Annotated in this window: 17 protein-coding genes; 5 read left to right on the top strand and 12 right to left on the bottom strand. The window is 55.1% G+C overall.

The features are described 5' to 3' along the window. Window positions 1–16 precede the first annotated feature (16 nt). Window positions 17–481, top strand: coding sequence for a hypothetical protein (locus CS910_RS02135; RefSeq protein WP_099209519.1), 465 nt, complete (start codon window positions 17–19; stop codon window positions 479–481). On the opposite strand, the gene CS910_RS02130 is transcribed toward CS910_RS02135, so the two are convergent. Genes CS910_RS02130 through CS910_RS02120 form a run of 3 tightly spaced genes read right to left on the bottom strand, consistent with a single transcriptional unit; the run spans window position 453 to window position 3,950 of the window. Beyond that, window positions 453–821 (bottom strand): hypothetical protein, encoded by a 369-nt coding sequence (locus CS910_RS02130; RefSeq protein WP_099212369.1) that lies wholly within the window; start codon window positions 819–821, stop codon window positions 453–455. The two genes, CS910_RS02135 and CS910_RS02130, sit on opposite strands and share 29 nt — an antisense overlap. Before the next feature lie 37 nt (window positions 822–858). Then, entirely contained in the window at window positions 859–3,600 is a 2,742-nt protein-coding gene (gene alaS / locus CS910_RS02125; RefSeq protein WP_099209518.1) for an alanine--tRNA ligase, read from the bottom strand. A gap of 56 nt (window positions 3,601–3,656) precedes the next feature. After that, window positions 3,657–3,950 (bottom strand): hypothetical protein, encoded by a 294-nt coding sequence (locus CS910_RS02120; protein ID WP_099209517.1) that lies wholly within the window; start codon window positions 3,948–3,950, stop codon window positions 3,657–3,659. Window positions 3,951–4,049: 99 nt separating this feature from the next. Here CS910_RS02120 and CS910_RS12125 point away from each other — a divergent pair, with 99 nt between their 5' ends. Further along, window positions 4,050–4,172 carry a hypothetical protein gene (locus CS910_RS12125; protein WP_262926577.1) on the top strand — a complete coding sequence of 41 codons (123 nt, stop codon included), beginning with the start codon at window positions 4,050–4,052 and terminating at the stop codon, window positions 4,170–4,172. A gap of 45 nt (window positions 4,173–4,217) precedes the next feature. Next, window positions 4,218–4,754, top strand: coding sequence for a hypothetical protein (locus CS910_RS02115; protein WP_145955334.1), 537 nt, complete (start codon window positions 4,218–4,220; stop codon window positions 4,752–4,754). Window positions 4,755–4,756: 2 nt separating this feature from the next. Here CS910_RS02115 and hisS read toward each other — a convergent pair whose 3' ends face one another. The 9 genes from hisS to CS910_RS02070 all read right to left on the bottom strand — a co-directional run bounded on the left by hisS (window position 4,757) and on the right by CS910_RS02070 (window position 12,903). Continuing rightward, window positions 4,757–6,064, bottom strand: a complete 1,308-nt coding sequence (hisS, locus tag CS910_RS02110) for a histidine--tRNA ligase (RefSeq protein ID WP_099209515.1) — start codon at window positions 6,062–6,064, stop codon at window positions 4,757–4,759. A gap of 64 nt (window positions 6,065–6,128) precedes the next feature. Next, window positions 6,129–6,743, bottom strand: a complete 615-nt coding sequence (locus CS910_RS02105) for a MarC family protein (protein ID WP_099209514.1) — start codon at window positions 6,741–6,743, stop codon at window positions 6,129–6,131. Window positions 6,744–6,844: 101 nt separating this feature from the next. Next, window positions 6,845–7,600, bottom strand: coding sequence for a hypothetical protein (locus CS910_RS02100; RefSeq protein WP_099209513.1), 756 nt, complete (start codon window positions 7,598–7,600; stop codon window positions 6,845–6,847). Between the two features lie 4 nt (window positions 7,601–7,604). Then, a complete protein-coding gene (locus tag CS910_RS02095; RefSeq protein ID WP_099209512.1) occupies window positions 7,605–9,071 on the bottom strand; it encodes a methyl-accepting chemotaxis protein in 1,467 nt (488 codons plus the stop codon). A gap of 3 nt (window positions 9,072–9,074) precedes the next feature. Continuing rightward, complete coding sequence (locus CS910_RS02090) at window positions 9,075–9,713, bottom strand: DUF257 family protein (RefSeq protein ID WP_223211913.1); 639 nt, start codon at window positions 9,711–9,713, stop codon at window positions 9,075–9,077. A 265-nt stretch (window positions 9,714–9,978) separates the two neighbouring features. Further along, window positions 9,979–10,422, bottom strand: a complete 444-nt coding sequence (locus CS910_RS02085; RefSeq protein WP_145955333.1) for an IS1/IS1595 family N-terminal zinc-binding domain-containing protein — start codon at window positions 10,420–10,422, stop codon at window positions 9,979–9,981. Between the two features lie 248 nt (window positions 10,423–10,670). Next, complete coding sequence (locus tag CS910_RS02080) at window positions 10,671–11,036, bottom strand: IS1/IS1595 family N-terminal zinc-binding domain-containing protein (RefSeq protein ID WP_145955332.1); 366 nt, start codon at window positions 11,034–11,036, stop codon at window positions 10,671–10,673. Window positions 11,037–11,208: 172 nt separating this feature from the next. Next, a complete protein-coding gene (locus tag CS910_RS02075; protein ID WP_099209509.1) occupies window positions 11,209–12,354 on the bottom strand; it encodes a cation:proton antiporter in 1,146 nt (381 codons plus the stop codon). Between the two features lie 9 nt (window positions 12,355–12,363). After that, the gene (locus tag CS910_RS02070) at window positions 12,364–12,903 is read right to left on the bottom strand and encodes a CBS domain-containing protein (RefSeq protein ID WP_099209508.1); all 540 of its coding nucleotides are present in this window, start codon (window positions 12,901–12,903) and stop codon (window positions 12,364–12,366) included. 158 nt (window positions 12,904–13,061) lie between these two features. Here CS910_RS02070 and CS910_RS02065 point away from each other — a divergent pair, with 158 nt between their 5' ends. Both CS910_RS02065 and CS910_RS02060 read left to right on the top strand, forming a co-directional pair. After that, window positions 13,062–14,525 (top strand): NAD(P)/FAD-dependent oxidoreductase, encoded by a 1,464-nt coding sequence (locus CS910_RS02065; protein WP_099209507.1) that lies wholly within the window; start codon window positions 13,062–13,064, stop codon window positions 14,523–14,525. A 150-nt stretch (window positions 14,526–14,675) separates the two neighbouring features. Next, window positions 14,676–15,704, top strand: a complete 1,029-nt coding sequence (locus CS910_RS02060) for a DUF4855 domain-containing protein (protein ID WP_099209506.1) — start codon at window positions 14,676–14,678, stop codon at window positions 15,702–15,704. The last annotated feature ends 21 nt before the right edge of the window (window positions 15,705–15,725 follow it).

The following is a 15,725-nucleotide window of genomic DNA, read 5'->3' as shown; positions in this document are numbered from 1 at the left end:
TTTTCGGGTGACAGAGATGAACAAGGCCCTCGCTATTATGGCAATTATCACGATTGCACTCGTGGCGTACGCTTTCAAGACCGCCCAGCTGCCGCCGGCTACGATTGACTACAAAGAAGTGTTCTACATAGACAACCAGAGCGTTACGTTTGTAACACAGGATGGCTTTGGCCTCTTTACGATGCACATAAACCCCAAGATAAGCTCCTTTGAGCTGACGATTAAATTCCCAGAGGGGACGAGCTATCTGGTCAGATACGGGGACAAAAACTACAGGGGGACCACCACGTTCAGAATAACGGTAAACAAGGACAGCCTCCCCAGTCAAGTATACGTACAGTTCCAGCTTCCCAAGGAGCTCGCGGTGAAGGTTGTCAATGGAGAAGCCACGCCAGAGATAAAGGTCATCGGAGAAAAGGCCCCGTTCTGGCACGCTGAAGACGTCATCTACATCAAGTACCGGAAGGGAGAAAAGTCCTGAGCTCTGGAAGAACCCTCTCTTCTCCCATTATCCTAAGGATGAGCCCGACTTCTTCCGCGTATTTGAGAACCCAGCCCGGGTTCGCATTGAAGGGCGTTACCACCCACAGCTCAGGAAAACCGGCTCGGTGGGCCTTAACGACGTCGTAGAGGACCCTCTGAGGGAACCACTTGAAAGATGCCTCAAGCTCTATCGCCAAAAGCTTTTTCTCGCCGTCAAGGATTGCAACGTCTATTCTAGTGCCGTCCGGCGTCCGGTATTCTGAAACGGCCCTGAAGCCGAGCTCATCGGCAAGCCCGATTATCTGACGGGTTAGGGTTTTGACCTTGATTGGGGACACCTCAAGGGATTGAATCAAGGGGGGAGAAAAGAAAAGCTCACCCGAGCCTCTTCTTGACCTCGTTAATAGCTTCCTCGGCCTTCAGCGGGTTCTTTATCCTGCCCTGCGCGAGTTCTTTCCTTCCGCCACCGCCGCCGCCTGCGACGGAGGTTATTATTTTCGCCAGCTCCCCGGCCTTAAGGTCAAGGCCATCGCCGACTGCAACCACGAAGTGGCCCTCCCTGCTGATGAGGACAACAACCCTCTTGTCCTTCCTGAGTCTGTTGGCCGCCTCGCGGAGGTCCTCCATCGTGCCATCAACCACGACGCCGATGAATTCTACATCGCCAACCTTCTCGACCCTGTTCTCCAGCTCGTAGACGAGGAGCTTTGCCAGCTCCTTCCTGAGCTTCTCGACCTCCTTCCTCGCTTCCTTCCACTCGTTGAAGAACCTTTCAGCGGTTTCCGGCACCTTCTCCGGCGGGACACGGAAGATTTCGGCGGTCTTCTTGAGGAGCCTCTCTGTCTCCTGCATCCAGTCGATTGCCGCCTCTCCCGCCGCGAAGATTATCCTCTCAACACCGTCCTGAATTCTCTCGGTGCGGAGAATCTTAATCGGACCGATTAGGCCGGTGTTCGGCAGGTGAGTTCCACCGCAGGCCTGAACGTCCCAGTCCTCTATCTTGAGGACCCTGATGACCCTTCCCGGAACGACGCCACCCTGGTAAAGCCTGAAGCCGTACTTCATCTCTGCCTCGGTCCTCGGAAGCCACTCCCAGGTCACCTTCCTGTTCTCCATGACGACGCGGTTTGCCAGGCGCTCTATCTCCCTGAGCTCCTCCTCGGTTATGCGCTTGTAGTGGGAGATGTCCAGCCTCGCCCAGTCCTTGTGGAGCTGTGAACCTGCCTGCCAGACGTGCTTTCCAAGAACCCTGACGAGCGCGCCCATGAGGACGTGCGTTCCCGTGTGGTGGCGCATGTGCTGGATTCTCCTGTTCCAGTCGAGCTTTCCGTGAACCTTAACGCCCGGCTTGAAGAGCTCAGGTTTATCAACGCGGTGGAGGATTACCTTTCCGACCTTCTGGACGTCCGTGACCTTAATCTCCTCGCCGTTAACCCTCAAAACGCCGGTGTCGCAGGGCTGACCTCCGCCCTCCGGATAGAAGGCCGTCTGGTCAAGGATTATCCAGCCATCTATGACCTTAACGACCTCGGCGTCGAACTCCTTCATGAAGGGGTCCTCGTAGTAGAGCGTTCTCGTCTCAGGTAAGTCCTTAACAAGTTCGAAGTCAACGACGTATTCTCCGGCCGTCTTCTTCTCGGTCTTCTCGGCCTGTTTAGCTACGAGCGTGTAGAAGTTGTCCGGAATCTCGACCTTTATGCCTTCCCTCTGGGCAATCTCGGCCACTATCTCCGGCGTTAGACCGTGGCTCTCGTAAAAGAGAATGAGCTTTTCGAGCGGAAGCTCGTTTATGCCCTTCTTCTTGAGCTTGGCTATCTCGCGCTTCACCAGGTCGCTTCCCCTCTTGAGGGTCTCGTGGTAGCGCTTCTCCTCGACGTTGATTATGTCAAGGATAACGTCCTCCATCTCCTTGAACTCGGGGAAATCTTTGTGGAGTTCCTTTATGTGCATGGCGACGATTTCAGCGAGCGGAACCTCAAGGCCGAGCTCGCGGAGGTGTCTTATGCTCTTCCTGATGAGGAGCCTCGCGAGGTAGCCGGCCTTGACGTTGGACGGGATTACGCCGTCGGCGAGCATGAAGGTTAGGGCCTTCGTGTGGTCAGCTATTGCGTAGATGAGCTCGTAGGGCCTAACGGCCTTCTCAAGCTCCTCGACGGTTATTCCGACGCGCTTGGCAACCTGCTCCCTCAAATATCTCAGGTCGCCCATGTCCTCGATGTCGAACATTCCGGCGAGGCGAGAGTTCTCCATCAAAATGCGCTCGTCTATCTTTTCAACGCCGGCCATCTTCTTGAGCGGTTCGGTGACGTAGCCGAGAACGGCGTCATAAGCGGTAGGCGTGCCGTGGCTCATCCAGACGAGCCTCTCAAGGCCGTAGCCGGTATCCACAACGCGGGTCTCCATCGGGACGTAGTAGTCGCCTTTTATCTCGACCACCTGGCTCGGGTCGGCGTTCTCCGGGGCCTTCTTGTACTGCATGAAGACGAGCGTTGCCACTTCCAGACCGCGGTAGAGAACCTCGAACGCCGGTCCGGCGTTTCCTCCGCCGGCCCAGGGGTTTTCCTTGAATGTTATGTCCTCGGGCTTCATTTTGAGTTCCTTTGTGAAGAACTCGAAGGCAAGCTCAACGGTCTCGTCCATCCAGTAAATCGGCTTGCCCGGGTAGTTGAAGGCGTGGTGGGCCATCATCTCGAAAATCGTGAAGTGCCTGCCGGTTATTCCGACGTTGTCTATGTCGGTGAAGCGAATCGAAGGCTGGGAAATCGTGAGCGGGTTCGCCGGCGGGTCGGCCTCACCGCTGATGACCCAGGGCTGGAAGTCCATGATTGAAGCGCCGACGAGGAGGACGTCGTCCCTCCAGCGCGGAAGAACCGGGTAGCGCTTGACCCTTCCGTGGCCGTGCTTTTCGAAGAAGCTCAGGAACTTCTCGCGCATCTCGTCGAGGGTGTACTTCTTCGGTATGCCGGGCTTTCCTATGAACTGGTACTCGTCACAGGGCGGGTCTCCACAGGTTTCCCTGTCAGGGTCGAGCGTCCAGAAGTATTTGCCACACTTGGGGCACCGCTTCCTTATCCAGCCTTCCTCCTTGAACATGCGAGTCGTCATATCCATGCTCATTAACCTCACCCCTTAAGCTGACCTAAGAAGAGGGGCGCTCCTAATTAACCTTTCCCTCACTCCTTCGAATCCGGGGAGAGGTCAACGTCGACGTCCTCGAACTGCTCTTCATCAATGTAAATTAGCGGGACCTTCATTTTCTTGAGGAACTCCACAAGCCTCTTTTCGCGCCTCTCCATCATCTCAAGCTTGTGCCTCAGGCTCGCGTTCTCGATGGCAAGCCTGTTGACTTCGTCGACCTTGAGCTTCAACTGCATCCTCAGTTCTATTATCTCCTCCTCAAGCTCGCGAATCGAGCGCTCGAGCCTCTCAATCTCCTCTATGTACTCACGGCAGAGGCGCCTCTTCATGCCGGTCAGCCCCGCGAAACGTCGTCACCAATCAGGGGGCTCCAGAGTCATCATCCCTACGGCATAAAGGGTTTTAACGGTTGCCTCTTATAAACTCTGGTGGTTGAGATGTGCGGGTTTCTGAGGAGGGCACTCCAGAGGTGGCGCGCCCGCTGTCCCTTCGTTCGAAGGCTTGAGGAGTGGAGGATGAGGAGGAAGGCCCGGGAGTTCAGGCTCGAGTGAGGGCACCTACGCAATCCTTTTAACTTTGATGAGCATTTGCGTGCGGTGGTGTCGTTGCGGAAGCTGGCGGTTTTAATCGCGACGGTTCTTCTGGCTGTCATGGCCCTCCCGGCACAGGCGACGAGCATCTCCACCGACCACCAGGAGTTCACCTACGCGGCGACCTACTACTTCAACGTTGACTTCTACGGTTACCCCGTCTACTTCCCGAGCTGGGCGCAGGAGCATATCTGGGACAGGCACGTCCTCGGCTACGAGAGGGACTACAAGGAGAAAACGACCTTCTACCCGCTCGGCCAGTACGTGGCGGGCAGGAAGCTTCCCGAAACCATGGACGGCTACGACGTGGTCTACCTAATCGAGGAGACGATAGAGTACGGCAACCCCGAGTTCGACGGGGACAGGGTGGTGCTCACCTACGACCTGCCAAGCTACGAGGCGTCCTACTACGGAATAGACGAGATGAAGGCCGTAATCCAGGAAGAGGAGTACGACGGATACGTTTACTTCGAGGTCGTGACTGCTTATCCAGTTTACGGCCCGGACGTTGCCGTCTACGAGGACCACCACTGGGTTGATTAAAATCAGAGGCCGAGGAGCCCGAGTAGCTCCTCGACAATGCCTTCTTTCTTCACGACCCTCTGTTCGCCCGTTTCCATGTCCCTTATCGTGACGTTGCCGTTCTCAAGGTCCCTCTTCCCGATGAGGACGACATAGGGAACGTTAAGCCTGCCCGCGTAGTCAAGGGCCTTTCTCAGCTTCCTTCCGGTCAGCTCGACGTCGGCCCTAACGCCCGCCCTCCTGAGGGCAGATACCACCTCGACGGCCGTCTTTCTGAGCTCGACTTCCTTGCCAATGGGAATCACGTAAACGTCGGGCCTGAGCTTGATTTCCGGAATCAGACCCTTCCACTCGAGGATTGGAATGAGCCTCTCCACCCCAATCGCGAAGCCCGTCGCCGGGGTCGGCTTTCCGCCAAAGACCTCGATGAGGTTGTCGTAACGACCGCCACCGCCAATCGAGCCAATTCCGAGGTCGTTCGGCGCTATCGCCTCAAAAACCACGCTCGTGTAGTAGTCGAAGCCCCTCGCTATGCCGAGGTCAATCCTAATCCACTTCGAGACCCCGTATGCTTCAAGCAAATCGACGAGCTCGTAGAGGCGCCTTATCTCGGCTTTAGCTTTCTCGCTTGTGAACAGCTCCTCGGCCTTCGGGAGGACCTCGTTCGGCTCGCCCTTGATTTCAACCAGCGAGAGGACCTTCTCAACGCCTTCATCGCTCAGCCCGAAGTCACTCAAAGCCTTGACGAACTCCTCTTTGGTAAGCTTGTCCTTCTTGTCTATGAGCCTCATGAGCCCGATGTCGTCTTTGACGCCGAGCATCCTGGCGAACTCGTCGAGCAGAACCCTGTCGCCGATGTTGACGGTGAAGTCCTCCAAACCGGTCGCGAGGTAGCTCTCGGTGAAGAGCGCTATAACCTCCGCATCGGCCTCAACCTTGTCGCTCCCGATGAGCTCAACCCCGGCCTGCCAGAACTCGCGGTAACGACCGCTCTGGGGTTCCTCGTAGCGGAACATGTTGGCCATGTAGTACCACTTGATTGGCTTCGGGGCCGTTTGGAACCCGGCCACGTAAAGCCTCGCAACGCTCGACGTCATGTCCGGGCGGAGCGAGATGTCCCTTCCGCCCTTGTCAAGGAAGGCGTAGAGCTGTTTTACAACCTCCTCACCGCTCCTGAGCTTGAAGAGCTCGGTGTACTCGAAGGTCGGAGTTAGAACCTCGTGGAAGTTGTAGCGCTCGAAGACCTCGCGAATCCTCTCGAAGACCCATCTCCTCTTCGCCATCTCCTCGGGCAGGAAATCCCTCGTTCCCTTAACGCGCTCAACCTTCATCTCTCTCACCTTTTCGGAAGAGAGGAGGGAGAAGTTAAAAGGTTATCCCGGCAGGTTTTGACGTTCATCCGGCCGAGGTCATGAGGAGGTATATCCCGACGACGCCCTCGACCATCATCTGGGCACCGATAGCCATTATGAAGAGACCGATTATCCGGATTGTGACGCTCAGAAGGGTCTTGTTCACGGATTTCATCATGTAGAGCGCCACGAACATCGAGAGCGCAACGATTGCTATCGCTATGGCCGTCGCTGAAAGTGAGACAAGGTAGCCGTATTCTGCCGTGAGGGTTATTACCGCGGTTATAGCGGCGGGGCCGGCTATGAGGGGCATCGCGACCGGGACGGCCGCTAAAGCGAGTATGTCGCGCTCCCTCTTGAGGGTGAACATTCCACCGCCTTCAAGGGCCTCAAGGCCGATTTTAAAGAGAACGAAGCCCCCGGCAACCTTCAGGGCGTTTATGTTGATGTGGAAAATCTCCTGGAGGATTATCTGGCCCGCTATCGCGAAGCTCGCCAGAAGCAGGAAGCCTATCAGGTTGGCCCTCACGATTAGGGCCTTTATGTCGTCAATCTGAAAGTCCTCGCGCAGGAAGCTGACGAGGAGTATCTTGTCGCTCGGGTCAATCATGATGAGCATCAGCAACGCTGAACTCAGTATCGTTGACAGCTCGCTCATACCGAAAGCTGGGGAAAGCGATTTAAAAAGCTATGCCAACTCTGGATGGCAATGACGAGACCGGCACTGGCTGAGTCGTGATGAACACTCGGTTGGCTGAGCTAGTTGAGCCTCTCGAAGTGGAGCAGGTGAACCTTGCCGTTCCTTGTTGAGAGCCGGAACTCGTAGGTCGTCGGCTCGAAGCTCGGGCTCGGTGTTTTGAGTATGAGCATTCTCTCAACGAGCGTGTCTTCCCTTATGCTGGACCTGAAGGCGACCATCGTGTCCGAAATGCTCGACACCCATGCTACGAGACGCTCGGAGACGACGTCCGTGTTGAGGAGGAGCACAGTTGAAATCCGCCGACTGAGGGACTCCCTTGCAAGGAAGGCCACCTCCGAGTTAAGGAGTCTGAGCGTCGGCCGCTCACCAAACATTATAACCGCTCCGTCGAGGGTGTAGATTAGCTTGATTATACCCCTGCCCCCCGAGACGGGGTACACAACGTCCCGGTAGACCTTCTCTATCTTGGGCGTCAGCGTGTCCTCGCTAGGGTTGTCCACCTTGATAACGTACGAGTCAGCGGGGGGAATGCCGTACCTGGAACCAAAGATATCAACGATTCTCAGAGAATCCTTTTTGGCGAGCTCTGGGATGTTTAAACCCACAAAGGAAGCCCTGGAGACGAGCCTTGGGACGGGAAGGGAATAATTATGGATAACACCAAAGAAGCCCTCATCGAGGAGGGCCCTGAAAACCTCAAAGCCGAGTACCCAGCCTAGGGAATAGGCGTCGTAGAGTATGGACATCACGGAGCCGTTTTCCACGCTCCCCCTGAGGAGCTCGTTTATCACGTCCACACCGACAACGTGCTCCATGCTCTCAGGCCTCCACCTTTATGAAGTCCACGGCACCCCTGAGCTCACCGACTATCTTCCTCAGGTCGAGGATGTTCCTCCTGACCTCCTCAAGGGCGGAGGCCTGCTCCTGGGCGCTCGCGCTGACCTGCTGGGCGCTGGCGGTGGTTTCTTCGGCGCTCGCGGCGAGGTTCTCAAGGGCCTTCTTGGCCTCGTCAACCTCCTCGCTCGTCCGCTCTATCTCAGACTTGAGCTCGGAGAAGCGCTCCTCAACGTCCCTCAGGAGCTCGCCGATATTAACGAGGTATCCGACCGTCTCCCTCAGGAAGTCCACCGACTCGTCTATAACCCTGGAGCCGTTTCTGGTCTCGACGACCGCGTTCTCCACCTTGTCCTGAATCTCGTTGACGATGCTCTTTATCCTCTCCGCTGCCTGCTTGCTCTCCTCGGCGAGCTTCCTAATCTCATCTGCAACGACCGCAAATCCCTTTCCGAGCTCTCCTGCCCGGGCCGCTTCCACCGCCGCGTTGAGCGCCAGGAGGTTGGTTTGCTCAGCTATTGCGCTGATTGCATTTATTATCTCGTCAATCCGCCTGCTCCTGTCGGCGACCTCCGAAACGGCCTCGCTTATGGAGCGCATCGAACTCTGAATCTGCTCAATCTGGGATATCGCCCTGTCACCCTTCTCCTCCCCTTCCCTCGCTATGCTGAGAACCTCGCTGACGACACCGCTGAACTCCTCAACGGCGTCCATGGTCTTCCTTGTTAAGTCGGCCGTTAGGTTTACACTGTCCATAACCATCGTGATGCTCTCCTGCTGTCTCTGGGCTTCAATGCTGACCTGCCCTATCGCCTCGGCGACCTGGTTTACAGCCTCGCTTATCTCGGACGTAATCCTCGTGAGCTCGTCGGCACGCTTTTCTAACGTCGTTGCCAGCTCCTTTACCGTCAACATCAAGTTCTTCAGGTTTCCTATGGCAGAGCGCATCGAGTTGAGAATTTCCTCGAAATCTCCCTTGGCATGGGCGGTCAGCTCCTCCGAGACGTCACCCTCCGCTAGCTTTTCCATCCTCTCAGCAATGAGCTCAAGAGTCTCAAGGACGTCACTCGAGATAACTCTGAAGGCATCGAGGAGCCTGCCTATCTCGTCCCTCTCGTGGTAGCGGATTCTCTCTATCATCCTCTCAGCCTCTTTGAGCCGGCCCTCCGAGATTGCACCGGCGACGCGCGTCACCTCGACGACCGGTTCGAGGGCAGAACTCATGAGTCTGTAGGCTATCCCTCCCGAGACGAGGGCCGTGAGAGCCATTATCCCCACACTCATCCAGAGAACGTGCTCGTGAGAGCTGAGGGCGGACTGCACAGAGGCCCCCGATGAAGCCAGGGACTTCGTGAGCTCCCTCATGGCGAACTGCTGGGTGAGGATTGCACTCAGGAGCACGAGGACGAGGGGAAAGGCAATGGAGAGGAGGAGCTTCCGCCGGAAGTTCATAGGTCACACCTCCCCGCTTATTCCCCTAAGTCTCGGAAAAACACTCTTTCTCACCGTAAACGTCTCACCGCCTCCCCTGAGCTGAACCACCATCGGAAACATGACCCTCAGGAGGGGCAGGGCCTCGGAGGAGGCCCGCTCAACGGCCTCGACGTTGACGAAGACCACGTTGATTACGTCCTTGTTCTGGATTATCTGCCTGCCGATGTCGTGTATCTGCTCGATTAGCTCTTTCCTGTCGAAGAGGTTCATGACCATCTCGATGCCGAGCTGTACGTTGAGCTGAACCCTGCCGGCCCTGCTCTCGACTATCTTTGAGAGCGCATCCTCGTAGCGGGTCTTGTAAACAGGATAGGGCGATATCGGCACCTTGTAGAGGACGTTTCCGACGTTTATCTTGCCCCCGACCTTGATGACTGAGACATCGCTGAAGAACTCCGTGTCCAATCCCAGGAGCTCGGCCTGGTAGAGGTACACAGGAAGGGCATCGACGAAGTCAGTTATGATTATGTCCATCGAGCCGTTGTAACGCTCTGCAACATCTCGGAGGAACCTCACGAGGGCGTAACCCACTATATCCTCCGAGGTGTGCTCAACGAGAGCGCTCGTCCTTCGGCTCATCACTATCTCCGCGATTCCCACTTCACATCACCCTCCATCTTTGATATTGTTGGATATTAGGTAACGTTTTTAAATATTTTTGCGTATATTTGTTATAGAAAACATCCAATTATCCGCGTAATTGAATAAAAAATTTCTAAAACAGTACAAATAGCAGGTGGCATCAAAAGGTGTGTAAGGGTTCGACAAAGGACCCTAAAAGCTCTGGAATCGTAACGTTTCCCTAAACACCACAAACACTCACCATCCGTAGGAATAATTCAAGGCGGACAGTCAACAGAATTCGTTATTGATTTGGATACCTCGTTACAGATGTAACACCCAGGGCCCTGAAAAGTTTCCTGAAGAAAGCTTCATTTTCTCTGGCCTTTCTCGAGAGCCGCATCACGGTTGAGTACGGACGCCCGGTAACCCTCGCTATCGTTTTAGGCTCCATCCCAAGGCAAAGAACCAAGTACGCCACAACGACGGCGAATTTAATGTCATGAAGACCTTTCAGTGGAGTTCCTTCGAGCTCGGTAAAGGTTCTCCCACAGACCTTGCACCTGAACCTCTGGATTCTGAGACCGCACGCCTTCACGATGCCACCGATTCTCACGAGCGACGCGGAGCCGCACTCGGGGCACCTCGGCGGGGAAATCTCCAGAGCCCTCGCAACTATAATCTCCTCAGGCGTCGAGAGAAGCCTCCTAAGCACCCTCAGGACTCCACCCTCCCTCAAGGTTCTCACCCTCCCGGACTTAAGTTAACATTTTTTAGCTTTTATTGTCATTTTTAGACATGAAATTAAATAAAATTAGAACAAAAATTCCATTTTAATCTTGAAATTACACCACAAAACCGACACTCCAAAAAATGTTGGAGTTTCAACGTTCAAACTGTAAAGAGAACCATGGCGATATCCATTAAACGCATCAAAAACCCGCAACGGGCAAAAGCGAAGAAAAACAGAAAAAACGAAAACGGTAAACAGAATTTTTACGGAGTTTTTCCCTCTCGAACCTTGAGTAACACCCTCAGCAGTCTCTCCATAAAGTCTCTGTACTCCATCACTCGCTTTGACAGTCTCCTCACGGTTGGATACGGAATCCCAAGGAGCCTGGCTATACTGAACTCGCTGAGACCTGCCCTGAGGCGCAGGTAAGCAACTGCCACGAGGGCTTTCGGGTCGTGGACGCCCTTGAAGGGGGTACCCTCAAGTTCAGTGAACGTCCTGCCACAGCGCCTGCACTGGAAGCGCTGGACTCTAAAGCTTCCCCTGCCAACGTAGCCTATCCTAACCACTTCCCTCGAACCGCAGACCGGACACGCGAGGCCGAAGCCGCACCCTTCTGATTGCCTCAAGTATCTCCCTCTCTGAAGTACTCATGACGAGAGACAGCTCACCAACGAGTCTCGCCTCCATACCACCACCCCCGATAACTGAGTTATCGAACAAGAATTTATAAAGGTTTGTAACCAACACGGAGCTTCAACGGTCAAAACGTAACATAAATGACCAATGTCATAGAAAGAATCAGCGGCCTGCCGAGAAAACCACCTTAAGCAGTGGCGGCGTCACAAGGGTCGTCACGAGAACCATCGCTATCGCTATTGAGAAGCTCTCGGGGGTCAGAACTCCCTCGGCGAGGCCTATGTTGGCCATTATTAAGCCTACCTCCATTCTCGGAATCATTCCAACGCCTATCTGAAGTGCCTCAAGCTTCCTGAAGCCGGTCAGGAGCGCGCCGGCTCCACAGCCGAGAACCTTACCAACCACCGCGAGGAGGGAGTAGATGAGCGTGAAGGAACCCGCCACGAGGAGAACTCTGACGTCAGTCTCGGCCCCGACTCCAACGAGGAACACGGGTATGAAGAGGGAGTAGCCGAGGGTCACAATCTTGTCGGTTATCTTCTTCGCGTCCTCGCTCCCGGCGACGAGAACGCCGGCCAGGTAAGCCCCGGTTATGGCCGCTATCTCAAAGCGCTCCGCGAGGTAGGCGAAGAGGAGCATTATGACGAGCGCGACGCTCGTCACCGTCTCGGGGAGGTTTATCCTGTGGGATGAGCGTAGGACCCGCTTTATAACGCCCCTGCCGAGGAGGTAGCTGAGGAGGAAGAACGCCGAGACCTCCGCGAGGATTACTCCAACGTCAAAGGGAGAAACGCTTCCCTTCGTGCTCATGGCAACGAGAATCGTCAGGATTATTATGCCGAGGACGTCGTCGACGACGGCGGCCGCCAAAATCGTCGAGCCGACCTTTGAGCGGAGGCGCTTCATCTCAAGGAGCACGTTGGCGGTTAAGCTAACGCTCGTGGCCGTCATCACACCGCCGAGGAACAGGGCCTCCATGTTGGGGTAGCCCCACCTCAGGGCGAGAACGTAGCCGAAAACAAAGGGCAGGGCAACGCCGAGGCTCGCTATCACGAAGGAGGGAAGCCCAACGCGCTTGAACTCATCGATGTCCGTTTCAAGGCCGGCCAGGAACAGCAACATCACGACGCCGATGTCAGATATCAGCCGGACGCCCTCGTCGTAGGCCACGATGTCGAGAAAGCTGACACCTATCAGTATTCCGCCGAGTATCTGACCCATCGCCGCCGGAAGGCCGACCTTTGAACTCAAGTAACCGGAGAGCTTGGCAGTTATCAGTATCACGGCCAGTTCAAGGAACGGGTCCATCCGAACACCTCACAGGGAGACGAGCCTTATGAGCCGTATGATGTCCTTGACCTCAAGTAATCCGACGACGCGGTTCTCATTGTCAACGACCGGGAGATGGTGCTTTCCGCTCTCGAGCATTACGCCTATCGCGTGGCCGAGCGTGTCGCTTGCCCTGACCGTTATCGGCCTCGTCACCATCACGTCCTCGACGAGCGTGGCGCGGTTCCTCGCGTAGCGCTTGAGGAGCGAGAGGCCGACGACGGAGTGATGCCTCGGCGGGGCGAAGAGGTGGAGTATGTCCTTCATCGTCACGAAGCCGACGAGCTTTCCGGATTCGTCCACGACGACGGCGGAGCTTTCATCGTCCCGGAGGAGAGAGATGAGGGTCGCGAGGGAATCCGTCTGCCTGACCCGGATAAAATCGCGGTCCATCACTATCTCGACGGGGACCTTCCCGATGTAGCGAACGTTGTGGCTCAGCTCCTCCTTGCGCTTGAGCTTTAGGAGCCTCTTCTTCGTGTGGAGAACCCTCGCCTTCTTGGCCTTAACTCGCAGGGGGCGCTCCATGGTACCACATCCCGGTTAGTTCTCCCCAGAGGTATTAAACGCTTCGGTTCTGGGTTGGACTTGAATATGTTAAAATCATGGCAAAATAATCCAAAAATTAACCAAAAACTTGCCAAAAGATTTTTAAGGGACAAGCCATAGAACTCGGTAAGGGAAATATGGTATCCGAAAACGGAAGCGGAAGGTTCTACGACGTTGTTATTATCGGAGCCGGCCCGGCCGGGCTTTTCGCGGCCTACGAGCTGGCTGAAAAGAGCAACCTGAGCGTTCTCGTCATCGACGAAGGCGGCGACGTCAAGCAGAGAGTCTGCCCCATGTTCGAGCTCGGCTACTGCATAGAGTGCAAGCCCTGCCACATAATGAGCGGCGTCGGCGGCGCCGGCGGCCTGAGCGACGGCACGATAAACCTCCGCCCGGACATCGGGGGCGACCTGAGGGAGCTGACGAACGACGAGAACTACGCCTGGCAGCTCGTCTGGGAGGTCGACCAGATTTTCCTGAGGCACAAGGCACCGAGGAACCTCTACAAGGGCGACCCGGAGCAGGTGAGGTACTGGGAGCAGAGGGCGGCGCAGGCCGGCGTCAAGTTCATCCCGATAATCCAGAGGCACATAGGCTCTGACCGGACGCCCGACGTCATAGACGACATCAAGAGGCACCTCGAGGGCAAAGGTGTGAAGTTCCTCCTCTGGACGAAGGCCCTCGAGTTCGGAAAGGGCTGGGTGAAGGTGAGGAGAGGAAAGGACGTCTTCGAGATTAAGGCGAAGTACATAATCGTCGCCCCCGGCAGGGGCGGGGCGGACTGGTTCCACGAGGTCGCGAAGAGGATAGGCCTCAAGGCCCGTCACGGCCCGATTGACGTTGGCGTCCGCGTCGAGGTTCCCGCGATAGTCATGGAGCCAATAACGAGCATAAACCACGACCCCAAGTTCCACATCTACACCGACACCTACGACGACTTCGTGAGGACCTTCTGCACCAACCCGAACGGCTTCGTCGTCGAGGAGCGCTACGACGGCTACGTCGGCGTAAACGGCCATTCGATGCACGAGAAAAAGAGCAACAACACCAACTTCGCCTTCCTGAGCAGGATAGAGCTCACCGAGCCGGTCGAGGACACGACGGCCTACGGCAAGAGCATAGCTCAGCTGGCGACAACGATAGGCGGTGGAAAGCCCCTCATTCAGCGCCTCGGCGACCTGAGGAGGGGAAGGAGGAGCACGTGGGCGAGGATAAAGAGGAGCGACGTCGAGCCGACGCTGAAGAACGTAACGCCCGGCGACATAGCGATGGCCTTACCGCACCGTGTTGTTACCAACATCATAGAAGGCCTTGAGAAGCTCGATAAGGTCCTGCCCGGCGTTGCCAGCGACCACACGCTCCTCTACGCGCCGGAAATCAAGTACTACGCCATGAAGGTCGAGGTGGACGAGAACCTTGAAACGAGCATCGAGGGAATCTTCGCCGCTGGCGACGGAGCCGGTTTGAGCAGGGACATCGTCAACGCGGCCGCTACCGGCTTGCTCGCCGCTCGCGGGATACTCAAGAAGGAGGGCCTCTACACGGAGAAGGACTTCAGAAAACCGGGCAACTGGAAGGCGAGAATTGAGGCGCTTGAGTAGGTGAAACCGAGTTCATGAACAGGGGGATTGTAAGTGGTTACTACTGTTTGAATTTGATTTGTCTTGGAACTTTTTATTCTGTTTAAGCGTGTTTATTTAACAGGAAGGTTTTTATATGGCTAGTTAACCACTTACAGTTGGCGATTTATTATGTCGAAGTTTGGTCTGTGGTGGGTTAGGTGGGATAATGGTGTGTACATATCACGAATGACTCTTGGAGGCAGGGTACCGACCTCCTATGATGAGGTTGCCCATTGGTTTAAGAGTAGGGGTTTTGACAGGGTCGTGTTCATTGGTAACCAAGGAGAGAACATTGGCTACACAGGCAATGGGTACGAGGATGGTCGCTATCTGGCTCTCTGGATTATGTCCCATATCAGCTCAATAAAGTACTACGTCACGATACCGTTCTCCCGGTACGGGAGTAAAAAGCTGAGAGATGACCCATCCGAGGGTTTCGCCAACTCCTACTGGAAGGACTGGATTGATGGCGTTCTTAGTGTCTTTGACAGTAACAGGCTCGGCTTCTACTGGAGTTACGAGAGCTGTCTCCAAGCAACTCCCCATGATGAAGCCAACGTTACTGAGGAGTTTATTCGGGAAATGTCGAGGTACATCCACAATCATGGCCAAGAATTCATCTGGATTCCCGCAACAGGAAGCGGAACTTCTGCTAGAGGGGTGTCCTATTTGAATGACCCGGATTACGATGGGATTCCTAAGATTGGGGGCTACTTTGACTACGTTTTCGTCCAGCCAAACTACTACGAGTACTCAAAGGTCGATGAAGAAGGGAATCCCCACTTACCCTATACCTACGAGAAGCTCGTGGAGAAAATCCGCTGGATTTGCGAGGAGCTTCCCAAGAAAATTAACAACCCGAATACAACAGTCTCAATAGAAATGGAAGCCGACAGGACCGTACTGGGAATTCACTGTACCAGTCCAAGGGACTGTCCAGAAGGTATGAACTGTGATTCTAATATTCATACTTGTTATGAACACTGCAGAGATTACCATCCCCAAAAGGCAATCAACTACGCCTTAGATTATGTTAGAGCACTAAAGGATATAGACTGGAAGCCATCGGACTTGGCATACTACTTCAGTACAGATTTCAAAGTAATAGACACCCTTCAAGAGCAGTGCTGGAGGGAACTTAATGAGCCATATGTTTAGTCTCCGTCTTTTTCTTACCCT

It is taken from the genome of Thermococcus henrietii (assembly GCF_900198835.1).
In the GTDB taxonomy this organism is placed as follows: domain Archaea; phylum Methanobacteriota_B; class Thermococci; order Thermococcales; family Thermococcaceae; genus Thermococcus; species Thermococcus henrietii.
Note: the sequence above shows the minus strand (reverse complement) of the source record. Positions and strands in the feature narration are given on the sequence as shown.